Consider the following 19108-nt stretch of genomic DNA (forward strand, 5'->3'; position numbering starts at 1 on the left):
AGGGCATGCAGTGGCTGGCATGGGGTGCGTTGTGCGTGGCCGTTCCCGCCTGGGCGGCGCAGGACGCCGATGCGCGGTTCAAGCAGGTCTACAGCAGCGAATGGGCCTGGCGCACCGGGCAGGCCGGTATCAGCGCCTCGGGCGAGTCGCAGCCGAACAACGGCCGCCTCGACGACGTGGACGCGGCCAGCCAGCAGCGGCGCCTCGCCTACTGGCAGAAGGTGATGACGCAGCTGGACGCGATCGACATCGGCCAGCTCACGCCGGAGAACCGGGTGAATTACGCGGTGTACCGCGAGCAGATCCGCAACTTCATCGCGGACCAGCAGTTCAAGCAGTGGCAGATGCCGTTCAACAGCGACTCGGCGTTCTGGAGCGACCTGGGCGACGACCTGGGCGGCGACAATCTGCGAACCGCGGCCGACTACCGCAGGTACCTGGACCGCCTCGGCCAGGTTCCGCACTACTTCCAGCAGCAGATCGACAACATGCGGCTGGGCCTGAAACGCGGCTTCAGCGTGCCGCGCGAGGTGCTCAAGGGTCGCGACCGGTCGATCGCCGCGGTGGCGGATCTCACCGATCCCACCGCGTCGAGCTTCTACGCGCCATTCAGGCAGATGCCCGCGACGATCCCCGCCGACCAGCAGCAGGCGCTGCGCGGCGAGGCGCAGCAGCGCATCCGCGACCAGGTGATCCCGGCCTATGCGAAGCTGCTGAAGTTCTTCGACGACGAATACGTGCCGCAGGCGCGCACCACCCTGGCCGCCGAGGCGCTGCCCGACGGCAAGGCGTATTACCGCCAGCAGATCCGCGAATACACCACGCTGGACCTCTCGCCCGACCAGATCCACCAGATCGGCCTGGAGCAGGTGGCGAAGATCCACGCCGAGATGGTCGGCGTGATGCAGGAGACCGGCTTCAAGGGCAGCTTCGCCGACTTCCTGCACTACCTGCGCACCGACCCGCAGTTCTATGCGAAGACGCCGCAGGAGCTGCTGGACAAGACCGCCTGGGTGGCCAAGGAAGTGGACGGCAAGATGGGCAGGTTCTTCGGCCACCTGCCGCGCGAGCGCTTCACCATCGTGCCGGTGCCGGCCGACATCGCGCCGTACTACACCTCGGGACGCGGTGGCGCGGATGCCTACCTGGTCAACACCTACGACCTGAATTCCCGCGCGCTGTACAACATGCCGGCGCTGACCCTGCACGAAAGCTACCCCGGCCATTCGCTGCAGCTGGAGCTGGCCGGGGAAAGCCGCGGCCAGCCCGCGTTCCGCCGCGACGGCTACATCTCCGCCTACGGCGAGGGCTGGGGCCTTTACTCCGAATACCTCGGCAACGAGATGGGCATCTACCAGACGCCCTGGCAGAAGTTCGGCTACCTCACCTACCAGATGTGGCGCGCCTGCCGGCTGGTGGTCGACACCGGCATCCACCATCTCGGCTGGACGCGCCAGCAGGCGATCGACTACCTCACCAGCAACACTGCGCTGAGTCCGCTGGAGATCGCCAACGAGGTGGACCGCTACATCAGCTGGCCCGGCCAGGCCGACAGCTACGAGCTGGGTTTTCTCAAGATCCTCGAGCTGCGCGCCAGGGCCGAAAAGGCGCTGGGCGCCAAATTCGACATCCGCGCCTTCCACGACACCGTGCTCTCCACCGGCTCGGTGCCGCTGCCGGTGCTGGAGCAGCGCATCGACCAGTTCATCAAGGATGGCGGGCCTGAGCCGGATTACGGCTGCGATTGCAGCAAGAAAAAGTCCGGTGGTGGCTGAACGCACGGACGGCACCGGATTGGCGTGAACTGCATGATTGAAGTAATCTATGCATGCACTCCACAAATGGAGTTGATGCCATGAATACGCACGCCACCCGGATTGCCGACGCCGCGCCCGGTTACGCGCTGCCCGCCGACGTGCCGGCGGCCCCCGCGCTGCGGGCGTTCTTCCGCCTCGCCGGGGTGTGGGACCTGCGCGCCGCCGAACAGCGCAAGCTGCTCGGCGATCCGCCCGAGTCCACCTTCTACAAGTGGAAACGCGAACTGGATGGCAGCCTGGGGCGCGACACGCTGGAGCGCATCAGCTACCTGCTCGGCATCTGGAAGGCGCTGCAGATCCTGTTTCCCGACCCCGCGCAGGCCGATGCCTGGCTGCGCAAGCCGAACGCGGCGACGCTGTTCGGCGGCCACTCGGCGCTGGAGCGCATGCTGTCGGGCAACGTGGCCGACCTGTTCGTGGTGCGCCAGTACCTGGATGCGCAGCGCGGCTGAGGCAGCGCCACGGCGCCGGTCGCGCTCCGCGAGATCGCCGGTCGCCACGCTTGTCCGGCCAGCCAACAGGAACGACACGGATACCCGCGATGCCCGCCGATCTGCCGCCCGTCCGCCGCATCCGCTGGAGCCATGCGTACCGCATCGTGCCCAGCCGTTTCCCGCCGGTGGGCGTGTACGACCGCATCGCCGATCCGGCCGACCTTGATGCGCTGTTCGCGATCGAGGCGCTGACCAACCCGCGCCTGCGCGAAGAAGCGGGCGCCTTGCAGCTGGTGCCGAGGGAGCACCGCATCAGCGGCCCGGGTTCGACGCCGGTGATGGCAGCGTTCACGCACCTGAATCCGGAAGGCAGCCGCTTTTCCGACGGCACGTGGGGCGTGTTCTATGCCGCGCACAGCGTCGCTACCGCGGTGGAGGAAACCATCTACCACCGCGAGCATTTTCTTGCCGCCACCGCCGAGCCGGCCTGCGACCTCCAGATGCGCTGCTACCGCACCCGCGTCGACAGCAAGCTGCACGACATCCGCGGCGGCTGGGGGGCGGAGCACGATCCGGACAGCTACGCGGCCAGCGTGAAGCTGGCGCGCACGCTGCGCGCAGCCGGCTCCAACGGCATCGTCTACGACAGCGTGCGCGACCAGGGCGGCGAATGCCTGGCCGCGTTCCACCCCGACGTGGTGGCGCCCTGCGTGCAGGCACAGCACCTGATCTATCGTTGGGACGGCACGCGCATCGCGAAGGTGCTGGAAGTGTCCGAACTCGCACGCAACACGCCACGGGAGAAACGATGAAACGCTGGCTGATCCTGATGTTCGCCCTGGTGCCGCTGTGCGCGTCCGCGCGCACGACCGCCGACCACGCGCAGTGGAATGCCGACATCGCCGCGTTCGAGCGGGCCGACCGCGCGCAACCGCCGCCGGCCGGCGCGGTGCTGTTCATCGGCAGCTCGTCGATCCGCTTCTGGAAGACGCTGGCGGCAGACTTTCCCGAAGTGCGCACGATCAATCGCGGCTTCGGTGGCTCGGAGATCGCCGACTGCACTTTCTTCGCCGACCGCATCGTGGCGCCTTACCACCCGCGCGCCATCGTGATGTACGCCGGAGACAACGACGTCGAAGCCGGCAACAGCCCCGAACAGGTGCGTGACGATTTCGCCGCCTTCGTGCGCAAGGCGCGCGCGGTCGACCCCGGCGTGCCGATTGCCTTCATCGCGATCAAGCCCAGCATGGCGCGCAAGGCCCTGCTGCCGCAGATCCGCGCGGCGAACGCCCTGGTGCGCGACTGGGCGGCCACGCAGAAGCAGGTGGCGTACCTCGACGTCTTCACGCCGATGCTGGGCAGGGACGGCCAGCCGCAGGCCAGGTGGTTCATTGGGGACGGCTTGCACATGAACCGCACGGGCTACGAGCTGTGGATCGGCATCGTGCGGCCGTGGGTGGATGCGCACGGGCGGTGATCCCGGTGCGGGACAGGGCTGGATCGCGATTTTGTGGGGACTGATTTCGACCCAGAGCGGACATTCCATTACCAGCCGGCATCGCCATACTTCTATGCAGTTTGGGTTTTACCTATAGCTGACAAATGAGTATTTGGGGGACGTATGGGCCGATGTGCGGCTATTCTTTTGTGGGGCATCACAGCCAGTGGCATTGTTTCCGCTCAGCAAGTTTGCCACGGCGAGAGTTTCAACAGCCACGCTGACCTTATCTCGTGCGAGATCAAGCGGACGCAGCTCAAGTCACTCGAAGTCGAGCGTGTATTCGATGATGTGATGGCAGCGAACGCGCGATTGGAGAAGATTCCCGGAACGGCTCCCAATCTGTTCACCAAGACTCTGAGAGATGACCAGAAGCAGTGGAGCGTCTGGGTTGCGGAGGATTGCAAGCTACAAGGGGCCGTCACAATGGGGACGGGGGGCGCTGACATTGAACAAGGGTGTCTGCAAGACGCCTATTCGCAGCGTATCAAGGTGCTGCAACAAATAATCCAGGCGCTTTCCCCGTGACCCCTTTCTTATTTTTTTTCGAACAACGTCCGCTTTCGACCGCCGAAAGCAGTTATGCGCAAGATGCCAGATCCCGGCGGTCGAAAGCCGGGCGGACGTCTGTTTTCCAGCGGAAGCGACCATCGTGGCGCCCGTTCTCGAAGGAACAGTCGCCCGCAAGGAGTCGGTTCGCCCGGTTTGATCCAGGCCTGTGACACGAAAAAGCCGGCACGTGGCCGGCTCGTTTCGCATTGGACCAGGACGGCTCAGGTATCCGCGCCGCCCGCAAACCCCTCGCAGGTGCCACGGTTGAACACGCGGTCGCCATCCAGCACGTCCGCGGCCGCATGCGCTGGCTCCGCCTTGAGCTTCGCGTAGATCGGCGTGAAATCGGGACGGGTGGCTTCGAACAGCTGCTCGAAGCTGTCGATCACGAAGTAGGTCTGCTGGTAGGTGTCGATCTTGTAGCGCGTGCTCATCACGCGCTCCAGGCCGAAGCCGATGCGGTTCGGCGCAGGCGAGTCCAGCGAGTAGATCGACTCGCCCTTGGAGCTGACGATGCCGGCGCCGTAGATGCGCATGCCTTCGGGCGTGTTGATCAGGCCGAACTCCACCGTGTACCAGTACAGGCGCGTGAGGTTCATCAGCGCCTCGGGGCCGATGCCGAAGGCCTTCATGCCGCCGCGGCCGTAAGCCTGCATGTAGTCGGCGAACACCGGGTTGAGCAGCAGCGGCACGTGGCCGAACAGGTCGTGGAACAGGTCCGGCTCGGAAAGGTAATCGAGCTGCTCGGGCTTGCGGATCCACCAGCTCACCGGGAAGCGGCGGTTGGCGAGGTGGTCGAAGAACACCTCGTCCGGCAGCAGGCCCTCCACCGCCACCAGCTCCCAGCCGGTGGCCTTGGCGAGCACCTTGTTGAGCTCGGAGAACTTCGGGATGCCGCCGTCGCCCAGGCCGAAGCGTTCCACGCCGGCAAGGAACTCCTTGCAGGCGCGTCCGGGCAGCAGCTCGCGCTGGCGCTGGAACAAGGTGTCCCACACTTCGTGGTCGGTGCGGCTGTAGCCGGACCACGGCTGCTCGACCACGCCCGTCGCGTAGACCGGGATGTAACCGCGGTCGGTCTGCTGGTGTTCGATCTTGCGCGGCGTGCTGTGGTCCATGGCGGACTCCGGGGCTGGACGGGGTGACCAGCTTCGCTGTTGTAAAGCTCTTCCGGCCGGCGCCGGGACGACCACCCAGAGCATACGGCAAACCCGCCGCACGAAACTTGCAATGTTGCGCGCGATTGGGGTCAAGACGCAATATTCATGCTCAGATGTATGGATATGTCGAGGTATCGTGCATGAACACGCTGGACCGCATCGACCTGCACTTGCTCGCCGTGCTGCAGACCGAAGGCCGCATCACCAATGCCGAACTGGCCGAGCGGGTGAACCTGTCGCCCTCGGCCTGCCTGCGCCGGCTGCAGCGGCTGGAGGCGGACAAGGTGGTCACCGGCTATGCCGCCCAGGTCGACCCGCTGGCGGTGGGCCTGGGCCTGCAGGCCTTCGTGCGCGTGCAGCTGGTGAAGCACGAGGCCGAGGTGATCGAGCGCTTCGTGGAGCGGGTCAACGGCTGGGACGAGGTGGTCGCCTGCCACGCGCTGACCGGCGACATGGACTACCTGCTGCACGTCTACGTGGCCGACCTCGCCGATTTCTCGCGCTTCCTGCTGGACCGCCTGCTGAATGCCGCCGGCGTGGCCGACGTCAATTCCAGCTTCGTGCTGCGCACGGTGAAGCGTTCGCCCTCGCTGCCGCTGCCGCGCGCGGAAAATCCGCCGCCGTCGCCGCACAACGTTGCGGGCAACAGACGCTAGACTAACGGGCTGATGGACACCGCCACCGCCTCCCCGCCGATCCGCGATCACCTGCGTCCGCTGCGCTACCTGTGGCGCGTGCCGCTGCTACTGCTGCACGCGGTGCTGGCGATCATGCTGGCCGCGTTCGTGATGAGCTGGAACCGCAATCGCGTGATGCGCGATGGCCGCGAGCCGTTCCCGCACAAGCTGGTGCGCTGGTGGTCGACCGCGTTGATGCGCATCTTCGGCCTGCGCGCGGTGCGCGTGGGCGAGCCGCTGGCCGACCCGGTGCTGTTCGTGGCGAACCACACCTCGTGGATCGACATCGAGCTGCTGCATTCACAGCGTGCGGCCTGCTTCGTGGCCAAGGCGGAGATCGCCGGATGGCCGCTGGTGGGCTGGCTGGCCGCCAGCGGTGGCACCATCTTCCACCGCCGCGGCAGCAACCACTCGCTGGCAGCGGTGATGCAGGTGATGGTGGAACGCCTGCGCGCAGGTCGTTCGGTGGCGGTGTTCCCCGAGGGCGGCACCGGCCACGGCGGCGTGCTCAAGGTGTTCCACGCGCGCATCTTCCAGGCCGCGCTGGACGCCGACGTGGTAGTGCAGCCGGTGGCGCTGCGTTTCGCCCGCGATGGCCGGCGGGTGATCGACGCCGGTTTCCGCGAACACGAGAGCTTCGTGGGCAACTTCCTGCGCCTGCTCGGCGGGCCGCCGATGGACGCCGAGGTGCACTTCCTGCAGCCGGTGCCGGCCAGCCCGGACGCGCGCCGCCGCATGGCCGAACTGTCCCGCGAGCGCATCGCCGCGGCGCTGGAAAATGCCTCGCAGGAGCCGCGCTCCGCATGAGCCTGCCGCGCGGAAGGGATTTCCGTCCGTCCTGGCCGCTCACCAGCGGGCACATCCAGACCATGCTCTCCTCCAGCGGCGTGCGCCGCCTGCTGCTTCCGCGCGCCGCGCGCACGGTGCAGGAAGACGCCGAACCGGTGCTGGTGGATGGCGGTGGCGGCGTGCGCCTCACCGGCGCGTACACCGCGCAGAAAGTGCAGCCGCAGCCGCGCGGCCTCGCCGTGCTGTTCCACGGCTGGGAAGGCAGCGTCGACTCCACCTACGTGCTGCAGACCGGCAGCCGCCTGCTCGCCGACGGCTGGGACATCTTCCGCCTCAACTTCCGCGACCACGGCGACAGCCACGGCTTGAACGAGGCGCTGTTCCACTCCTGCCGGCTCGACGAGGTGGTGCATGCGCTGGGCGAGATCGCCCAGCGCTGGCCGGCGCGGCCGCTGGCGCTGGCCGGTTTCTCGCTGGGAGGCAACTTCGCGCTGCGGGCGGCGCTGCATACCCCGCGCGTGGGCATCCCGCTGAGCTACGCGCTGGCGGTGTGCCCGATCATCGACCCCACCGAGGGCCTGTTCTCGCTGGAGGAGTCGGCGCCCTGGTTCTACCAGGCCTACTTCATGCACAAGTGGCGGCATTCGCTGCTGGCCAAGCAGAAGGCGTTCCCGCAGCACCGCTACTTCGAGATGTCCGAGCTCAAGCAGGATCTGCGCGGCCTCACCGAATCGCTGGTGCGCCGGCACACCGACTTCAACTCGCTGCAACAGTACCTGGACGGCTATTCGGTGGCCGGCGACGCGCTGATGGCGATGCAGATTCCCGCCACCATCCTCACCGCGCGCGACGACCCGGTGATCCCGGTGGGCGCGTTCGAGCAGCTGCGGCTGCCACCCAACGTGGAACTGGACATCGCCGAACACGGCGGCCACTGCGGCTTCATCCGCGGCCGCAGCATGACCAGCTTCACCGACGACTACATCGCGGCGCGCTTCAACGCGCTGGCGGCCCAGGCCCCCGGCGGGTGACGCCGGGCTTCAGTGCCCGCGCAGGGGATCGAGCAGGCGCTTCAGACCGTTGTGGTCGACCTCCAGCATCAACGCCAGCAGCCGGCCGAGTTCGCCGCGGGGAAAGCCCTGGCGCGCGAACCAGGCGAGGTAGGCGCCGGGCAGGTCGGCGATGAGGTGGCCCTTGTACTTGCCGAACGGCATGCGCACCACCACCAGTCGCTGGAGATCTTCGGCGTTCGGCTGATCCGGTTCGTCCATCGCGGCGCACGTTAGCAGACAGGCGGCGCCTGGCGCGGCATGGGTATAGGCTTGGCGCTCCACCGGTCCGGAGTCGCGCCATGCGCCTGCCGTCGTCGCTGTCGTCGGTCGCCCTGCTGATGCTGCTCGCCGCGCCCGCCTTCGGCGCGGTGCACCTCGACCGGCTGGTGCTGCCGAGAGGCTTCCACATCGCGGTGTATTCCGACCAGGCGCCGAGCGCGCGCGAGATCGCGCTGGGCGCCAAGGGCACGGTGTTCGTGGGCTCGATGGACGCGGGCAAGGTCTACGCGCTCAGCGACACGCGGCACGACGGCCATGCCGACAAGGTGCGCGTGCTCGCCAGCGGGCTGGAGATGCCGGTGGGCGTGGCCTTCCGCCACGGCGATCTCTATGTCTCGGCGGTGAGCCGCATCTATGTGCTGCGCAACATCGAGGATCACCTCGACGATCCGCCCAGGCCCGAGCTGGTCACCGACAAGCTGCCCAGCGATACCCACCACGGCTGGCGCTTCATCGCCTTCGGCCCCGACGGCAAGCTCTACGTGCCGATCGGCGCGCCTTGCAACGTCTGCGACAAGGGCAAGGCCTACGCCAAGCTCACCCGCATGAACGCCGACGGCAGCGGCGCGCAGGACGTGGCCTACGGCATCCGCAACACCGTGGGCTTCGACTGGCGCCCCGGCTCGCGGCAGCTGTGGTTCACCGACAACGGCCGCGACATGCTGGGCGACGACATCCCCAGCGACGAGTTGAACCGGCTCGACCGCGTCGGCGAGCACTTCGGCTTTCCGTACTGCCACCAGGGCGACATCCTCGATCCCGAGTTCGGCAAGGACCACCGCTGCAGGGACTACACGCCGCCGGTGCTGAAGCTGGGTGCGCATGTGGCCTCGCTCGGCATGCGCTTCTACGAAGGCCGCATGTTCTCGGCGAGCTACCGGGGTGCGATCCTGGTCGCCGAGCACGGCTCGTGGAACCGCACGAAGAAATCCGGCTACCGCGTGATGACGGTGCGCCTGGACGGCGACAAGGTGGCGAGCTATCAGCCGCTGATCACTGGCTTCGAGCAGGACGAGAAAGCCTGGGGCCGCCCGGTCGACGTGCAGCCCATGCCCGACGGCAGCGTGCTGGTGAGCGACGACCTGGCGGGTGCGGTGTACCGGGTGACCTACGACGGGAAATAGCAGGTGCGCGCCCCGCCTCGTCCCGCGCCTCCCGGCGGGCTTGGGGAACAGGGTGAACTGCGGCATGCTCTCCCGAACACCCATGCCCGGAGAGCGCCATGCAGCTACGCAGCGACAATTTCGCCGATGGCCAGCCGATTCCGCCCGCGAACGCCTTCGGCAAACCCGGCGCGCCGGTGGCGCTGTCGGACAACCGCAGCCCGCACCTGGCGTGGAAGGATGCGCCGGAAGGCACGCGTTCCTTCGTGCTCACCTGCATCGACGTCGACGTACCCAGCCGGGGCGACAACGTGAACAAGCCCGGACGCGTGGTGCCCGCCGACCTGCCGCGCGTGGAGTTCGTGCACTGGCTGATGGCCAATATTCCCGCCGAATGCGGGGAGTTTGACGAGGGCGCGTGCTGTGACGGCATCACGCCGCGCGGCAAGCGCGATCCGCAGGGCCCGCCGGGCAGCGTGCAGGGACTGAACGACTACACCGCCTGGTTCGCGGGCGACGCCGAAATGGGCGGCAGCTACCTCGGCTACGACGGCCCGTGCCCGCCGTGGAACGACAGCCTCGTGCACCACTACCACTTCCGCATCCACGCGCTGGACGTGGCGAAGCTCGAGCTGTCGCGCGGTTTCACGCTGGCCGAACTGCGCGCGGCGATGCACGGCCATGTGCTGGCGGAAGCGGAACTGGTGGGCACCTACGCGATCCGGCCCGCTTCCGCGGGGTGACGGCGAATGTGCAGGAGGCGTGCAGGCACCTGCGCACCTTCACGCGCAGATGGCGGCCGATGTGGATGAATGGCGACACGCGGCCGCGCATGTCGCGGTCGGCATTCGTTCAAGAGGGCAAGGCCATGCTTCATTACGCACTGGTGTTCCTGATCGTCGCCATCATCGCCGCGGTGCTCGGCTTCGGCGGCATCGCGGGCGCGGCGGCCGGGATCGCGAAGATCCTGTTCGTCGTGTTCCTGGTGTTGGCGATCATCTCGTTCCTGCGCCGCGCGAAGTGAGGCGTGGCGCAGCGCCCGGCGAACCGGCATTCTTCCGCATGAGCTACATGGAGACAGCATGAACAAGCAGGCAGCAACGACCGAAAACGACACCCCCAGTCGCATCGACGAAGGCGCCGAGCGCGTCAAGCAGGCCACCTCCAGCGCGGTTGCCGGCACCAAGGAGGCGGTGGAACGCGCCGCCGACCACGTCGAGGAAAGCCTGCACCGCGCCACCGACAAGGTTGCCGCCGGTGCCCATCGCGCCAGCGACAAGCTCGACGAGGCGACCGAGCGTGGCCGCGCAGCCTACGACGCCACCATGGACCGCGCCGACGAGTGGCTGGAACAGGTGCGCGACTACGTGCGCGAAAAGCCGGTGCAGTCGATGGCGATCGCATTGGGGGCTGGCTGGCTGCTCGGCCGCCTGCTCAGGCGCTGATCGCGCATGCAGGAGGAGGCCGGACGCGGGCAGGATCGCGCGACGGCGCCGGAGTCCCCGGCGCCGTCCTCGTCTCTGCTGCAGGAACTGGGCCGGCTGGCCGCTGCGCTGCGCCGGCTGTTCGGCGCGCAGCTGCATCTGCTGGCCGCCGAACTGGGGCTGGCGCGCAGCGCGATATCCTGGCTTTTGGTGGCCGCCCTGGTTGCCACCGTGGCCGGCGTGGCGCTGGGCCTCACCCTGCTCGGCCTGTTCGGCGTGCTGCTGGCCACCTGGTTCCACTCGTGGATCTGGGCACTGCTGGTGCTGGCGCTGCTGCAGGCGTTGCTGCTGGCGGGCGCGATCGTGCTGTTCCGCCGTTGCATGCACTGGATGAGCCTGCCCGCCACGCGCCACGAATGGGGTGCGATGATGCGCGAGACGCTGCACCGCGCGGAGCGCGAGGTGGACAACGGCGACACGGGGGAGCGCAAGCCATGAGTCTCATCAGTCAACTCGGCAAGGTGCGCGCGGCGCAGGCGCGGGTAGCCGCCCATCGCGCGGAACTGGCGGTGCCGGCCGCGGCCCTGCTGGCGCGCGGGGAGCGGCATCCGCTGCTCGCGCTGGGCGCAGCGGGCGGTGTGGGCTTCGTGTTCGGCAGTCTCGACGTGCACCCGCTGCGCGTGCCGGGGCTGGGTCCGCTGTTGCGTGGCGGCTTCGCCGAGGTGGTGGCGCAGGGCGTGCGGCTGATCGTCGGGCTGGGCGCCGACGCCTTCGACGACGCCTCCGCATGAACGATCCGCTGCCGTTGCCCGGCGCCGGCGAGGCGCGCGAGGCCGTGCCGGCGGCGATGCCGGCGCGTGCACCGGCGTCGTCGCGCGGGCGCTTCGCGCGGCGCAGCGCTCGCGGCATGCGCCGCCATCTGCGCGGCATCCGCGTGCTGCTCAACGCGCTGCTGCTGCTGGCGCTGCTGTACACGGTGACGCTGTGCAAGGCGCTGCTGATTCCGCTGGTGCTCGCGGCCTTCATCGGCCTGGCGCTGAACCCGGTCGTCGCCGGCGCCGCCCGCTGGGGCGTGCCGCGCTGGCTGGGCGCCAGCGTGCTGATGCTGGCGCTGATCGGCGGCATCGGCACCGGCATCGGCCTGCTCACGCCGCCGGCGCTGGAGTGGATCCACGAGGCCCCGACCACGATCCGGCGCTTCGTACCTAAGCTCGAGCACATCACCCAGCCGCTGGAGGCGGCCAATCGCGCCACCCAGACCCTGGTCAACGGCCATCCGATGCGCGTGCGGCCGCAGCCGGCCGACGTGGCGGTGAGCGCCTGGGACGTGATGTCGGCGGCGCCGAAGGTGCTGGCGGCGGTGCTCACCGTGGTGTTGCTGGTGTTCTTCTTCCTGGTCTACGGCGACCTGCTGCTGCGGCGGCTGGTCGAGATCGGGCCGGACTTCCGCTACAAGCGCCAGGCGGTTTCGGTGGTGCGCGGCATCCAGCACGAGGTGTCGCGCTACATCCTCACCACCTTGCTGATCAACTTCGCGCTGGGCGCGCTCACGGCGGGCATCCTGTGGCGGCTGCGCATGCCCGATCCGCTGCTGTGGGGCGCGGTGGCCATGTTCGCGAACTTCATTCCCTACGTCGGCGCGATCTTCACCACCAGCGTGCTGCTGCTGGTGGGGCTGGCGCACTTCGACGAGGTCGGCCACGCCCTGCTGCCCGCGCTGTGCTTCGCCGGGCTCACCGTATTCGAGGGCAACCTGGTGACGCCGCTGATCCTGGGCCGGCGCATGCGCCTGTCGCCGATCGCGATCCTGGTCTGGCTGCTGGTCTGGGGCTGGCTGTGGGGCATCCCCGGCGCGCTGCTCGCGGTGCCCATGCTCACCAGCGTCAAGCTGATCGCCGAGCACGTGCGCGGCTGGGCGTGGTTCGGGCACATGGTGCAGCGCTAGCGCAATGCGGGCGGCGGCGTTCGGCCGCCGGCCTCAATCCTCAATCCCAGGGCGGCGATGTGCGGCCCGCCGCCGCGGGCCGGTCGTGCAGCAGCTGCGCCACGAGCACGGCGACCGCCGTCCCGACGAGCTGGGCCAGCACGAAGCCCGGCACGTCGACGGGCCGGATGCCGGCGAACGTACGGGTCAGCGCGCGCGCCACGGTGACCGCGGGATTCGCGAACGAGGTGCTGGCGGTGAACCAGTACGCGGCGAAGATGTAGCTCGCGACCAGCGCCGGCATCGCCGCGGGGCGGGCGCGCGCACCGAGCAGGATGGTGAGCAGCAGGCCGGCGGTGGCCACGCCCTCGCTCAGCCATTGCGCGGCGCCAGTGCGGGCGTGCGTACCGGGTTGCAGCAACGGCTGGCCGAACATGGCATGGGCCAGCAGCACGCCGCAGGTCGCGGCGATCAGCTGCACTACGACATAGGCGAGGGTTTCGCCGGTGCCGAGTTCGCCGCGCATGCGCAGCGCCAGGCTCACCGCGGGATTGAAGTGCGCGCCGGAAATCGGGCCGAGCACGGCGATCAGCACGTACAGGATGCCGGCGGTCGCCGCCGCGTTCGCCAGCAGTGCGATGCCGTCGTTGCCGCCCGACATCGCCACGCCCATGATCCCGGAGCCCACCACCGTGGCCAGCAGCGCTCCCGTACCGATGAATTCGGCGGCCAGCCTTCGCGAGAGCGACATTACAGCCCGGCCAGCAAGTGCTTCACGCGCGCGGCGATGTCGTCGCGCACCGCGCGATAGCCGGCATCGTCCATGTCCCGCGGGTCCGGCAGATTCCAGTCCTCGCGCCGTTTCGCAGGCACCCAGGGGCAGCTGTCGCCGCAGCCCATGGTGACGACGGCGTCGAACTCGCCGTCGATCTCGTCCAGCGACTTCGATGCATGCGTACCCAGGTCGTAGCCGAGCTCGGCCATGAAGCGCAGCGCCTTCGGATTGATCCGCCCCGATGGCGCCGAGCCTGCGCTCAAGGCTTCGACCCCGCTCCCGCCGTAGATGTGCGCGAAGGCCTCGGCCATCTGGCTGCGGTTGGCGTTTTCCACGCAGACGAACAGGACGCGTTTCATCGGATCGGGCTCATGGCATCGGACGTTGGAATGACAAAGCGCGCATGACTGCGCGCGATCAATAGGCAGCCGCTCAGCAGCAGCCGGAATCCGGCGCGCAGCAGGCGGTACCCTTGTCGACCTTGGGTTTGGCCGCGCGCGTACCCGGTGCGCAGGCCGCACCGTCGGCCGAACAGGCCGCGTCGGCGGCGTAGTAGGTGGTGGCCTCGCCGACGGTGTGGAAGGTTTCCCAGCGCGTGCCCTGCGGGTCTTCGGTCCACAGCTTGTCCGAGCGCGCGTAGCAGCAGGTGGCGCCGCCTTCCGGCACCACGGCACCGCCGGCGGCGTCCAGGCGCGGGCCGAGCGCGGCAAGCTCGGCCGCGGAGTCGACCTGCAGGCCGAGATGGTCGACTCCCGGCGCACGGCCGGTGCTGGAGATCGCGAAATTGACCCGCGGGTCTTCCAGCATCCATTTGGCGTAATCGTGCTTGACCACGCTGGGTTCCGCGGCGAACAGCTGCGTGTAAAAGCGGATGCTGCCGGCGAGGTCGGCGACGTTGAGGTGCACGTGGAATCGGTTCATGGCTTGGCTCCGGATTTGCGCGGTTTGCAGGCGGAGACCGGGCCGCAATCGGCGGCGCCGGCGCAGCAGTTCTCGGTGAGATAGGCCAGCAGTGCGTTCATCTGCCGGTAGTTGGCGCGGACACGGATCACCCGCCCCTCGCGCTGGTCCTCGACCAGTCCGGCGGCGCGCAGCACGTTGAGGTGCGCGCTCAGCGTGGCGGGCGGCAGGTCGAGCTGCTCGCGCAGCTCGCCGACCGGCAAGCCTTCCGGGCCAACCTGCACCAGCCGGCGGAACGCGGCGAGGCGGGAGTCGTGGCTGAGCGCGCCGAGGGCGGCGAGGGCGTCTGGCGTTTCCATGATTCTATATTTCCAGAATAATGGAATTATTGCAACAGGTGGCGGTTCCTTGTGCCGCCGGGTCCCGCGATGGTTCCTGGGCTAGCGCGCTGTCGCGAGCGTCGCGTGCTGCCGCAGCCACGGCTGCAGATCGAGCTTCCAGAGGCCGGATTGCCCGGTAAAGTAGACGCTGTGGCCATCCGGCGCGATGTGCGAGCCCCAGGGGATGTCCTTGTTCACCTGCGGGCCTAGGTCGATCGGCTTGCCCCAGTGGTCGCCTTCGCGGAAGGCGATGCACAGCCGGCCCAGGCCGCCCTTGGTCTTGCCGTAGTCGAACACGATGAAGGACTGGTCCGGCGCCACCGCGGGGTCGTGGGTGGAGACGGCGGGGTCACCCAGGTTCACACGCACGGCTGGCAGGTACTCACCGTGGCGCAGGGCCGCATGCCAGGTGTGCATGATCCGCGCCTGCTTGTCCCAGCGGATGAAGTACAGGCTGCCGTCGGCGGTGATGCTGGCGAAGTCGACGAACACGTCGTTGTTGACGATCGGCCCCAGCCAGACCGGTTTGCCCCAGCCCTTGCCCTCGCGGTCCACGCGCCAGATGTTGGAGCCGGGGCCGCTGCCGCCGACGAAGTAGTCCTGCGTCAGTGGCTTGCCGCCGGGCGTCGTCGGTCGGCTCGAATCGAACAGCAGGTAGCTGCCGTCGGGCGCCATCACCGGATCCTGGTCGAACCAGCGCCCGGAGAAGCCCGCGACCGCGGGTTGCGACCAGCGTCCATCGACCTTGTGCGAAACCATGATGGTCTTGCGCTGGCCCTCGCTGCGATCGAAGAACACCGTGTTGCCGTCGGGGGTGAAGGCCAGCGTGTCGTCGCTGTCGGGATGGAGGATGCCGCCTAGCGTGACGGGCTGCGGCGCGGCGGCCGGCGTGGTGGCGGCGTGTGTTCCGGCCGTGGCGAGCAGCAGGCCGACGCCGAACAGGAAGCAAAGGATCGTCGGTTTCATGGTGCAGCCTCCACCGGCATCGCGTTGAGCAGGATGTACTGGCGTTCGCTGGCCTCGATGCGGCCCAGCCCGGCGGCAGTCAGCGTCACCGGTCGCGTGCTGACCAGTTCGTCGCTGAGCACGATGCCGTCGCGGAAGGTGGTCCAGCCGCGCCAGTGCGTGCGGCCGGGCTGCCGCGCCACGATGTACGAACGGCCGCCGCGTGTCAGCGTGAGCTGCGGCTTTTCGTCCAGCCACGCACCGTCGCCACTGCCTTCGCGCTCCAGCGTGACGGTGTGGCTGGAGGGATCGAGCGCCACCACGGTCACTGTCTGCCGTCCCGCCGGGCCGAGTTCCCAGGGCGTGGCGATGTCCACCGTCCAGCGCTGGCCGAGCTTCAGCGTGGCCGGTGCCGGGCCCCACAGGCGCGGGTTGTAGGCCAGCCCGCTGGCGTCGGTGTTGGGCGTGCACTTGCCGTCGTAGCAGTTGGTGGCGCCGGCGTCGGGCAGTGTCACCGCACCGCTGCCGGCGGGCCGGCCGTCGTAGCGGTAATCGATGTGCAGCTGTGCCGGTGCGGCGTCGGCGTCGGTCACGCGGTAGGTCGCGGTGCCGCTGACGCGGCGCACGGCCTCGTTGAAACCAGGCGCCCGGAGCGCGATGGTGCGCGAGAACACGTTGCCGAAACTGGCGCCGGCGCGAAAGGCGGGCGTCAGCGCCGGCGCCGTGGCGGGAGCAGCGCCCGCGGAAGCGAACAACCACAGTGCGGCCGGCAGGAACGACAGCGTGCGGGCGTTGGGCATGGTGCCTCCGTGCCGGATCAGTGGTCGATGCCGTGTGCACGCAGCACGCCGGCGATGTCGAAACGCCACAGGTTGCGCGAACCGTTCAGCGGCTGCTGCAGGCGCTGCTGCAAGGTGGCGGCGCTGTCGCGCGGCTTGGGGAAAGCCACCTCGTCGCGACGGTTGCTGGAAACGTACAGCTCGCCGAAGCGCGGCCCCAGCGAGGGTGCGTTCTCCAGCGACGGGCTGTTGACGTCGCCCGGCAGGTGCAGCGGCTTGCCCCAGCGGCCGTCCGGCTGGCGGAACGCGATGTAGAGGTCGGCGCTGCCCAGCGAATCGCCCTCGTTGCCGGCGTACACCAGGTAGCGCTGCTGCGGGTCGATCGCCGGATCCATGCGGTTGCGCGCGACGTCGCCGAGGTCGACCCGCTGCGGCGCCGCGTAGCCCCGCGCGGTGCGGCGCGCCACGTAGATCTGGTAGGCGGCGCCCGAGTCCGGCCGGTGCGCGGAGAAGTAGATGTCGCCGTTGGCGGCCACCGAGGGGTTGTAGATCATCGCGCCGTCGTTGAGCGCGCCGTCCACGTGCACCGGCACGCCCCAGCGGCCGTCGGCCTGCTGCTGCACGAACCAGAGGTTGGTGCCGGCGAAGCGGTGGCCGCCCATTTCCGTTGTCAGCGGCGCGCCGCCCGGCTGCAGCGGCCGGTTGGAGACGAAGTACAGCCGCCGCCCGTCCGGCGACAGCGTTGGCTCGGAGTCGTGCCACTCCCCGGAGAAGGCGGCCACCTGCGGCGCGCCCCAGTGTCCGCCTACGCGGTGCGAGACCAGGATGGTGTCGTCGCGCTCGGCGAAGTCCGAACGCATGAAGTACAGCGTGCCGCCGTCCGGCGTGAGCGCGGCCGAGGTTTCCTGCAGGCCGGCGGAGATCGTGCCGGGGCCGACCAGTTCGCCGCGCGTTTGCGCGTGGGCGGCGAACGAGGCGAGGACGCAGGCGGCGAGGACGAAGTAGCGTGGGGACATGCTTGCTCCTGAGAGAGCCGCGAAGGCCGCGGCGAAGTCAGCTGGCGTGATGCGCCGCCAGCCACGGCGCCAGCGACAGGCGCCAGATGTGGTTGTTGCCGTTGTCCCACGCGCGCATGCGCGCCAGGTCGGCACGTGCCTGCGCGGGCGTGCGCGGGTAGTGCACCGGCCGGGCGGCGTTGCTGGTGAAATACAAGGTGCGTCCGTCCGGCCCCAGGTGCGAACCCCAGGGCTGGAAGCGGTCCACCGCGTCGCCGAGGTCCACCGGCGCACTCCAGCCGTCGCCATCGCGGAAGGCGATATACAGGTGATCGGGCTGCCCCTTGCCGGCGTAGTCGGCGTCGAACACGAGGAAGGATCCGTCCGGCGCGACCGCCGGGTCCTGCTGTTCGGCCGACGGATCGCCCAGCGCCAACCGCTGCGGTGGCTGGTAGCGGCCGTCCCGCCAGCCGCTGCGGTAGAGATGGAAGCGGTGCTCGGGCTCGTCCATCCGCTGGTAATACAGGTCGCCGTTCGCGGCCACGCTGGGCGCGTAGATCTGTGTGGCGTCGTTCACCGCATCGGGCAGCCGCACCGGCGTGCCCCAACCCTTGCCGTGGCGGTCGACCCGCCACAGATGGCCGCCATGCAGCGGCACGCCGCCGGGCGCGTCGGGGCGGTTGGAGGTGAACACCAGGTAGGAGCCGTCCGGCGCCATCGCCGGGTCGTGGTCCAGCCACTGCCCGGAGAACGGCGCGATCCGCGGCGTGGACCAGCCGCCGCCCACGCGATGCGCTTCCATGATGAAACCGCTGGCGCCCGCCTGCTGGTCGAAGTACACGGTGGCGCCGTCGGGAGTGAACGTAAGGCAGTCCACGCCCGCAGGGCCGGAGAGCGTGCCGGGCTCGAAGATCTGCGGCTGCGGCGGAGGCACTTCGGCAGCGCGCAGGCCGACGGCGGCGAACGAGGCGATCAGGGCTAGCGCACCGGCAAGCAGCGCAAGCAGGCGATGGACCACGCGGATTCCTCGGCAGCATGACGATGCCGTGGAATCTGCGCCGTGGCGGCGTCGCGCCGCCGCCGTTCTGTGACGAGCGGGGGCGGCTCGTGACCAGCGGTCGTCGAGGCGTGACGATCGGTTCGTCTTCGCGGGTGATCGGGCACTTGAGGCTGAGGCGTTGCGCGTTGCCAGCAACGCCCCGTAGGAGCGCACCCTGCGCGCGATGCCTTTGCCTGTTCTATCGATCTGGCGCGCAAATACGATGCACGCACCGTTCGCCCTGAGCGTAGCGAAGCGGAGTCGAAGGACGTGGGATGGAATTATTTTCGGCCACTGAATTGATGGTGCCTGGCACGCCAAGCTTTCAGGGCAAGGGCCTTCGTCTGCCTGCGGCAGCCGAGTTACCTATCTCTTGCGTGGCCAAGAAATAAGTAACCAACAGAGAAGGCCACCCCGCTTGGCGCTTGCCGCCCATCCGTGGGCGGCAAGTCCGTGAGCCGGGGTCGGGCTTTTCGACAGCACATCCGTGTACTGTCGAAAAGGAACCGACATCCTGTCGGTTCCCGCTGCGCGGCCTGTCGACCCCGCCTCACCGCCGCACAGGGGCCCCGGGTAGAGCAGCGGGCCA

Annotated in this window: 25 protein-coding genes; 15 read left to right on the forward strand and 10 right to left on the reverse strand. The window is 68.8% G+C overall.

Going from position 1 to position 19108, the window contains the following annotated elements:
* The first annotated feature begins 5 nt into the window (after window positions 1-5).
* The 5 genes from AC2EWF_RS08895 (at window position 6) to AC2EWF_RS08915 (ending at window position 4277) form a co-directional block, all read left to right on the forward strand.
* On the forward strand, window positions 6-1775 hold the full coding sequence (locus AC2EWF_RS08895; protein WP_483639135.1) for a DUF885 domain-containing protein: 1770 nt from the start codon (window positions 6-8) through the stop codon (window positions 1773-1775).
* An 80-nt stretch (window positions 1776-1855) separates the two neighbouring features.
* Window positions 1856-2269, forward strand: a complete 414-nt coding sequence (locus AC2EWF_RS08900; RefSeq protein ID WP_483638998.1) for an MbcA/ParS/Xre antitoxin family protein — start codon at window positions 1856-1858, stop codon at window positions 2267-2269.
* Window positions 2270-2358: 89 nt separating this feature from the next.
* Window positions 2359-3063 (forward strand): RES family NAD+ phosphorylase, encoded by a 705-nt coding sequence (locus AC2EWF_RS08905; RefSeq protein WP_483638999.1) that lies wholly within the window; start codon window positions 2359-2361, stop codon window positions 3061-3063.
* Window positions 3060-3728 carry an SGNH/GDSL hydrolase family protein gene (locus AC2EWF_RS08910; RefSeq protein ID WP_483639000.1) on the forward strand — a complete coding sequence of 223 codons (669 nt, stop codon included), beginning with the start codon at window positions 3060-3062 and terminating at the stop codon, window positions 3726-3728. The genes AC2EWF_RS08905 and AC2EWF_RS08910 overlap by 4 nt, the downstream gene beginning before the upstream one ends.
* Window positions 3729-3896: 168 nt before the next feature.
* Entirely contained in the window at window positions 3897-4277 is a 381-nt protein-coding gene (locus AC2EWF_RS08915) for a lysozyme inhibitor LprI family protein (RefSeq protein WP_483639001.1), read from the forward strand.
* Window positions 4278-4522: 245 nt separating this feature from the next.
* Here AC2EWF_RS08915 and phhA read toward each other — a convergent pair whose 3' ends face one another.
* On the reverse strand, window positions 4523-5416 hold the full coding sequence (gene phhA, locus AC2EWF_RS08920) for a phenylalanine 4-monooxygenase (protein WP_483639002.1): 894 nt from the start codon (window positions 5414-5416) through the stop codon (window positions 4523-4525).
* A 182-nt stretch (window positions 5417-5598) separates the two neighbouring features.
* Here phhA and AC2EWF_RS08925 point away from each other — a divergent pair, with 182 nt between their 5' ends.
* From AC2EWF_RS08925 to AC2EWF_RS08935, 3 genes are read left to right on the forward strand one after another with little or no spacing between them, the layout of a single operon-like run.
* Window positions 5599-6114, forward strand: a complete 516-nt coding sequence (locus AC2EWF_RS08925) for an Lrp/AsnC family transcriptional regulator (RefSeq protein WP_483639003.1) — start codon at window positions 5599-5601, stop codon at window positions 6112-6114.
* Window positions 6115-6126: 12 nt separating this feature from the next.
* Window positions 6127-6942, forward strand: a complete 816-nt coding sequence (locus AC2EWF_RS08930) for a lysophospholipid acyltransferase family protein (protein WP_483639004.1) — start codon at window positions 6127-6129, stop codon at window positions 6940-6942.
* On the forward strand, window positions 6939-7955 hold the full coding sequence (locus AC2EWF_RS08935) for a YheT family hydrolase (protein ID WP_483639005.1): 1017 nt from the start codon (window positions 6939-6941) through the stop codon (window positions 7953-7955). Before AC2EWF_RS08930 ends, AC2EWF_RS08935 begins: the two co-directional genes overlap by 4 nt.
* A 9-nt stretch (window positions 7956-7964) precedes the next feature.
* Here the strand turns inward: AC2EWF_RS08935 and AC2EWF_RS08940 are convergent, their stop codons facing one another.
* Window positions 7965-8195, reverse strand: coding sequence for a DUF3820 family protein (locus AC2EWF_RS08940; RefSeq protein ID WP_483639006.1), 231 nt, complete (start codon window positions 8193-8195; stop codon window positions 7965-7967).
* Window positions 8196-8275: 80 nt separating this feature from the next.
* Between AC2EWF_RS08940 and AC2EWF_RS08945 the strand changes: the two genes are divergently transcribed.
* From AC2EWF_RS08945 to AC2EWF_RS08975, 7 genes are all read left to right on the forward strand, one after another.
* Window positions 8276-9379 carry a PQQ-dependent sugar dehydrogenase gene (locus AC2EWF_RS08945; RefSeq protein WP_483639007.1) on the forward strand — a complete coding sequence of 368 codons (1104 nt, stop codon included), beginning with the start codon at window positions 8276-8278 and terminating at the stop codon, window positions 9377-9379.
* 98 nt (window positions 9380-9477) lie between these two features.
* Window positions 9478-10101 (forward strand): YbhB/YbcL family Raf kinase inhibitor-like protein, encoded by a 624-nt coding sequence (locus AC2EWF_RS08950; RefSeq protein ID WP_483639008.1) that lies wholly within the window; start codon window positions 9478-9480, stop codon window positions 10099-10101.
* Window positions 10102-10226: 125 nt separating this feature from the next.
* Window positions 10227-10382 carry a DUF1328 domain-containing protein gene (locus tag AC2EWF_RS08955; protein ID WP_426662028.1) on the forward strand — a complete coding sequence of 52 codons (156 nt, stop codon included), beginning with the start codon at window positions 10227-10229 and terminating at the stop codon, window positions 10380-10382.
* A 58-nt stretch (window positions 10383-10440) separates the two neighbouring features.
* Window positions 10441-10803 (forward strand): ElaB/YgaM/YqjD family protein, encoded by a 363-nt coding sequence (locus AC2EWF_RS08960; protein ID WP_483639009.1) that lies wholly within the window; start codon window positions 10441-10443, stop codon window positions 10801-10803.
* Window positions 10804-10809: 6 nt separating this feature from the next.
* A complete protein-coding gene (locus AC2EWF_RS08965) occupies window positions 10810-11280 on the forward strand; it encodes an ABC transporter ATP-binding protein (RefSeq protein WP_483639010.1) in 471 nt (156 codons plus the stop codon).
* Complete coding sequence (locus tag AC2EWF_RS08970; protein ID WP_483639011.1) at window positions 11277-11573, forward strand: hypothetical protein; 297 nt, start codon at window positions 11277-11279, stop codon at window positions 11571-11573. The genes AC2EWF_RS08965 and AC2EWF_RS08970 overlap by 4 nt, the downstream gene beginning before the upstream one ends.
* Window positions 11570-12727, forward strand: a complete 1158-nt coding sequence (locus AC2EWF_RS08975) for an AI-2E family transporter (RefSeq protein ID WP_483639012.1) — start codon at window positions 11570-11572, stop codon at window positions 12725-12727. The genes AC2EWF_RS08970 and AC2EWF_RS08975 overlap by 4 nt, the downstream gene beginning before the upstream one ends.
* 40 nt (window positions 12728-12767) lie before the next feature.
* Here AC2EWF_RS08975 and AC2EWF_RS08980 read toward each other — a convergent pair whose 3' ends face one another.
* The 8 genes from AC2EWF_RS08980 to AC2EWF_RS09015 all read right to left on the reverse strand — a co-directional run bounded on the left by AC2EWF_RS08980 (window position 12768) and on the right by AC2EWF_RS09015 (window position 18498).
* Window positions 12768-13457 (reverse strand): aquaporin, encoded by a 690-nt coding sequence (locus AC2EWF_RS08980; RefSeq protein WP_483639013.1) that lies wholly within the window; start codon window positions 13455-13457, stop codon window positions 12768-12770.
* Complete coding sequence (locus AC2EWF_RS08985) at window positions 13457-13840, reverse strand: arsenate reductase ArsC (RefSeq protein WP_483639014.1); 384 nt, start codon at window positions 13838-13840, stop codon at window positions 13457-13459. The genes AC2EWF_RS08980 and AC2EWF_RS08985 overlap by 1 nt, the downstream gene beginning before the upstream one ends.
* 73 nt (window positions 13841-13913) lie before the next feature.
* Window positions 13914-14402, reverse strand: coding sequence for an ArsI/CadI family heavy metal resistance metalloenzyme (locus tag AC2EWF_RS08990; protein ID WP_483639015.1), 489 nt, complete (start codon window positions 14400-14402; stop codon window positions 13914-13916).
* Window positions 14399-14740 carry an ArsR/SmtB family transcription factor gene (locus AC2EWF_RS08995; protein ID WP_483639016.1) on the reverse strand — a complete coding sequence of 114 codons (342 nt, stop codon included), beginning with the start codon at window positions 14738-14740 and terminating at the stop codon, window positions 14399-14401. The genes AC2EWF_RS08990 and AC2EWF_RS08995 overlap by 4 nt, the downstream gene beginning before the upstream one ends.
* An 81-nt stretch (window positions 14741-14821) precedes the next feature.
* The gene (locus AC2EWF_RS09000) at window positions 14822-15727 is read right to left on the reverse strand and encodes a TolB-like translocation protein (protein WP_483639017.1); all 906 of its coding nucleotides are present in this window, start codon (window positions 15725-15727) and stop codon (window positions 14822-14824) included.
* Window positions 15724-16506, reverse strand: coding sequence for a hypothetical protein (locus tag AC2EWF_RS09005; protein WP_483639018.1), 783 nt, complete (start codon window positions 16504-16506; stop codon window positions 15724-15726). The genes AC2EWF_RS09000 and AC2EWF_RS09005 overlap by 4 nt, the downstream gene beginning before the upstream one ends.
* Window positions 16507-16523: 17 nt before the next feature.
* The gene (locus tag AC2EWF_RS09010; RefSeq protein WP_483639019.1) at window positions 16524-17501 is read right to left on the reverse strand and encodes a hypothetical protein; all 978 of its coding nucleotides are present in this window, start codon (window positions 17499-17501) and stop codon (window positions 16524-16526) included.
* Window positions 17502-17538: 37 nt separating this feature from the next.
* The gene (locus AC2EWF_RS09015; protein WP_483639020.1) at window positions 17539-18498 is read right to left on the reverse strand and encodes a TolB family protein; all 960 of its coding nucleotides are present in this window, start codon (window positions 18496-18498) and stop codon (window positions 17539-17541) included.
* Window positions 18499-19108: the final 610 nt, after the last annotated feature.

The organism is Rhodanobacter sp. sgz306013, assembly GCF_057031145.1.

Coding starts and splice junctions, on each gene's coding strand:
- AC2EWF_RS08895 (WP_483639135.1), top strand. CDS start 6: ATGCAGTGGCTGGCATGGGGTGCGTTGTGCGTGGCCGTTCCCGCCTGG.
- AC2EWF_RS08900 (WP_483638998.1), top strand. CDS start 1,856: ATGAATACGCACGCCACCCGGATTGCCGACGCCGCGCCCGGTTACGCG.
- AC2EWF_RS08905 (WP_483638999.1), top strand. CDS start 2,359: ATGCCCGCCGATCTGCCGCCCGTCCGCCGCATCCGCTGGAGCCATGCG.
- AC2EWF_RS08910 (WP_483639000.1), top strand. CDS start 3,060: ATGAAACGCTGGCTGATCCTGATGTTCGCCCTGGTGCCGCTGTGCGCG.
- phhA (WP_483639002.1), bottom strand. CDS start 5,416: ATGGACCACAGCACGCCGCGCAAGATCGAACACCAGCAGACCGACCGC.
- AC2EWF_RS08925 (WP_483639003.1), top strand. CDS start 5,599: ATGAACACGCTGGACCGCATCGACCTGCACTTGCTCGCCGTGCTGCAG.
- AC2EWF_RS08930 (WP_483639004.1), top strand. CDS start 6,127: ATGGACACCGCCACCGCCTCCCCGCCGATCCGCGATCACCTGCGTCCG.
- AC2EWF_RS08935 (WP_483639005.1), top strand. CDS start 6,939: ATGAGCCTGCCGCGCGGAAGGGATTTCCGTCCGTCCTGGCCGCTCACC.
- AC2EWF_RS08940 (WP_483639006.1), bottom strand. CDS start 8,195: ATGGACGAACCGGATCAGCCGAACGCCGAAGATCTCCAGCGACTGGTG.
- AC2EWF_RS08945 (WP_483639007.1), top strand. CDS start 8,276: ATGCGCCTGCCGTCGTCGCTGTCGTCGGTCGCCCTGCTGATGCTGCTC.
- AC2EWF_RS08950 (WP_483639008.1), top strand. CDS start 9,478: ATGCAGCTACGCAGCGACAATTTCGCCGATGGCCAGCCGATTCCGCCC.
- AC2EWF_RS08955 (WP_426662028.1), top strand. CDS start 10,227: ATGCTTCATTACGCACTGGTGTTCCTGATCGTCGCCATCATCGCCGCG.
- AC2EWF_RS08960 (WP_483639009.1), top strand. CDS start 10,441: ATGAACAAGCAGGCAGCAACGACCGAAAACGACACCCCCAGTCGCATC.
- AC2EWF_RS08965 (WP_483639010.1), top strand. CDS start 10,810: ATGCAGGAGGAGGCCGGACGCGGGCAGGATCGCGCGACGGCGCCGGAG.
- AC2EWF_RS08970 (WP_483639011.1), top strand. CDS start 11,277: ATGAGTCTCATCAGTCAACTCGGCAAGGTGCGCGCGGCGCAGGCGCGG.
- AC2EWF_RS08975 (WP_483639012.1), top strand. CDS start 11,570: ATGAACGATCCGCTGCCGTTGCCCGGCGCCGGCGAGGCGCGCGAGGCC.
- AC2EWF_RS08980 (WP_483639013.1), bottom strand. CDS start 13,457: ATGTCGCTCTCGCGAAGGCTGGCCGCCGAATTCATCGGTACGGGAGCG.
- AC2EWF_RS08985 (WP_483639014.1), bottom strand. CDS start 13,840: ATGAAACGCGTCCTGTTCGTCTGCGTGGAAAACGCCAACCGCAGCCAG.
- AC2EWF_RS08990 (WP_483639015.1), bottom strand. CDS start 14,402: ATGAACCGATTCCACGTGCACCTCAACGTCGCCGACCTCGCCGGCAGC.
- AC2EWF_RS08995 (WP_483639016.1), bottom strand. CDS start 14,740: ATGGAAACGCCAGACGCCCTCGCCGCCCTCGGCGCGCTCAGCCACGAC.
- AC2EWF_RS09000 (WP_483639017.1), bottom strand. CDS start 15,727: ATGAAACCGACGATCCTTTGCTTCCTGTTCGGCGTCGGCCTGCTGCTC.
- AC2EWF_RS09005 (WP_483639018.1), bottom strand. CDS start 16,506: ATGCCCAACGCCCGCACGCTGTCGTTCCTGCCGGCCGCACTGTGGTTG.
- AC2EWF_RS09010 (WP_483639019.1), bottom strand. CDS start 17,501: ATGTCCCCACGCTACTTCGTCCTCGCCGCCTGCGTCCTCGCCTCGTTC.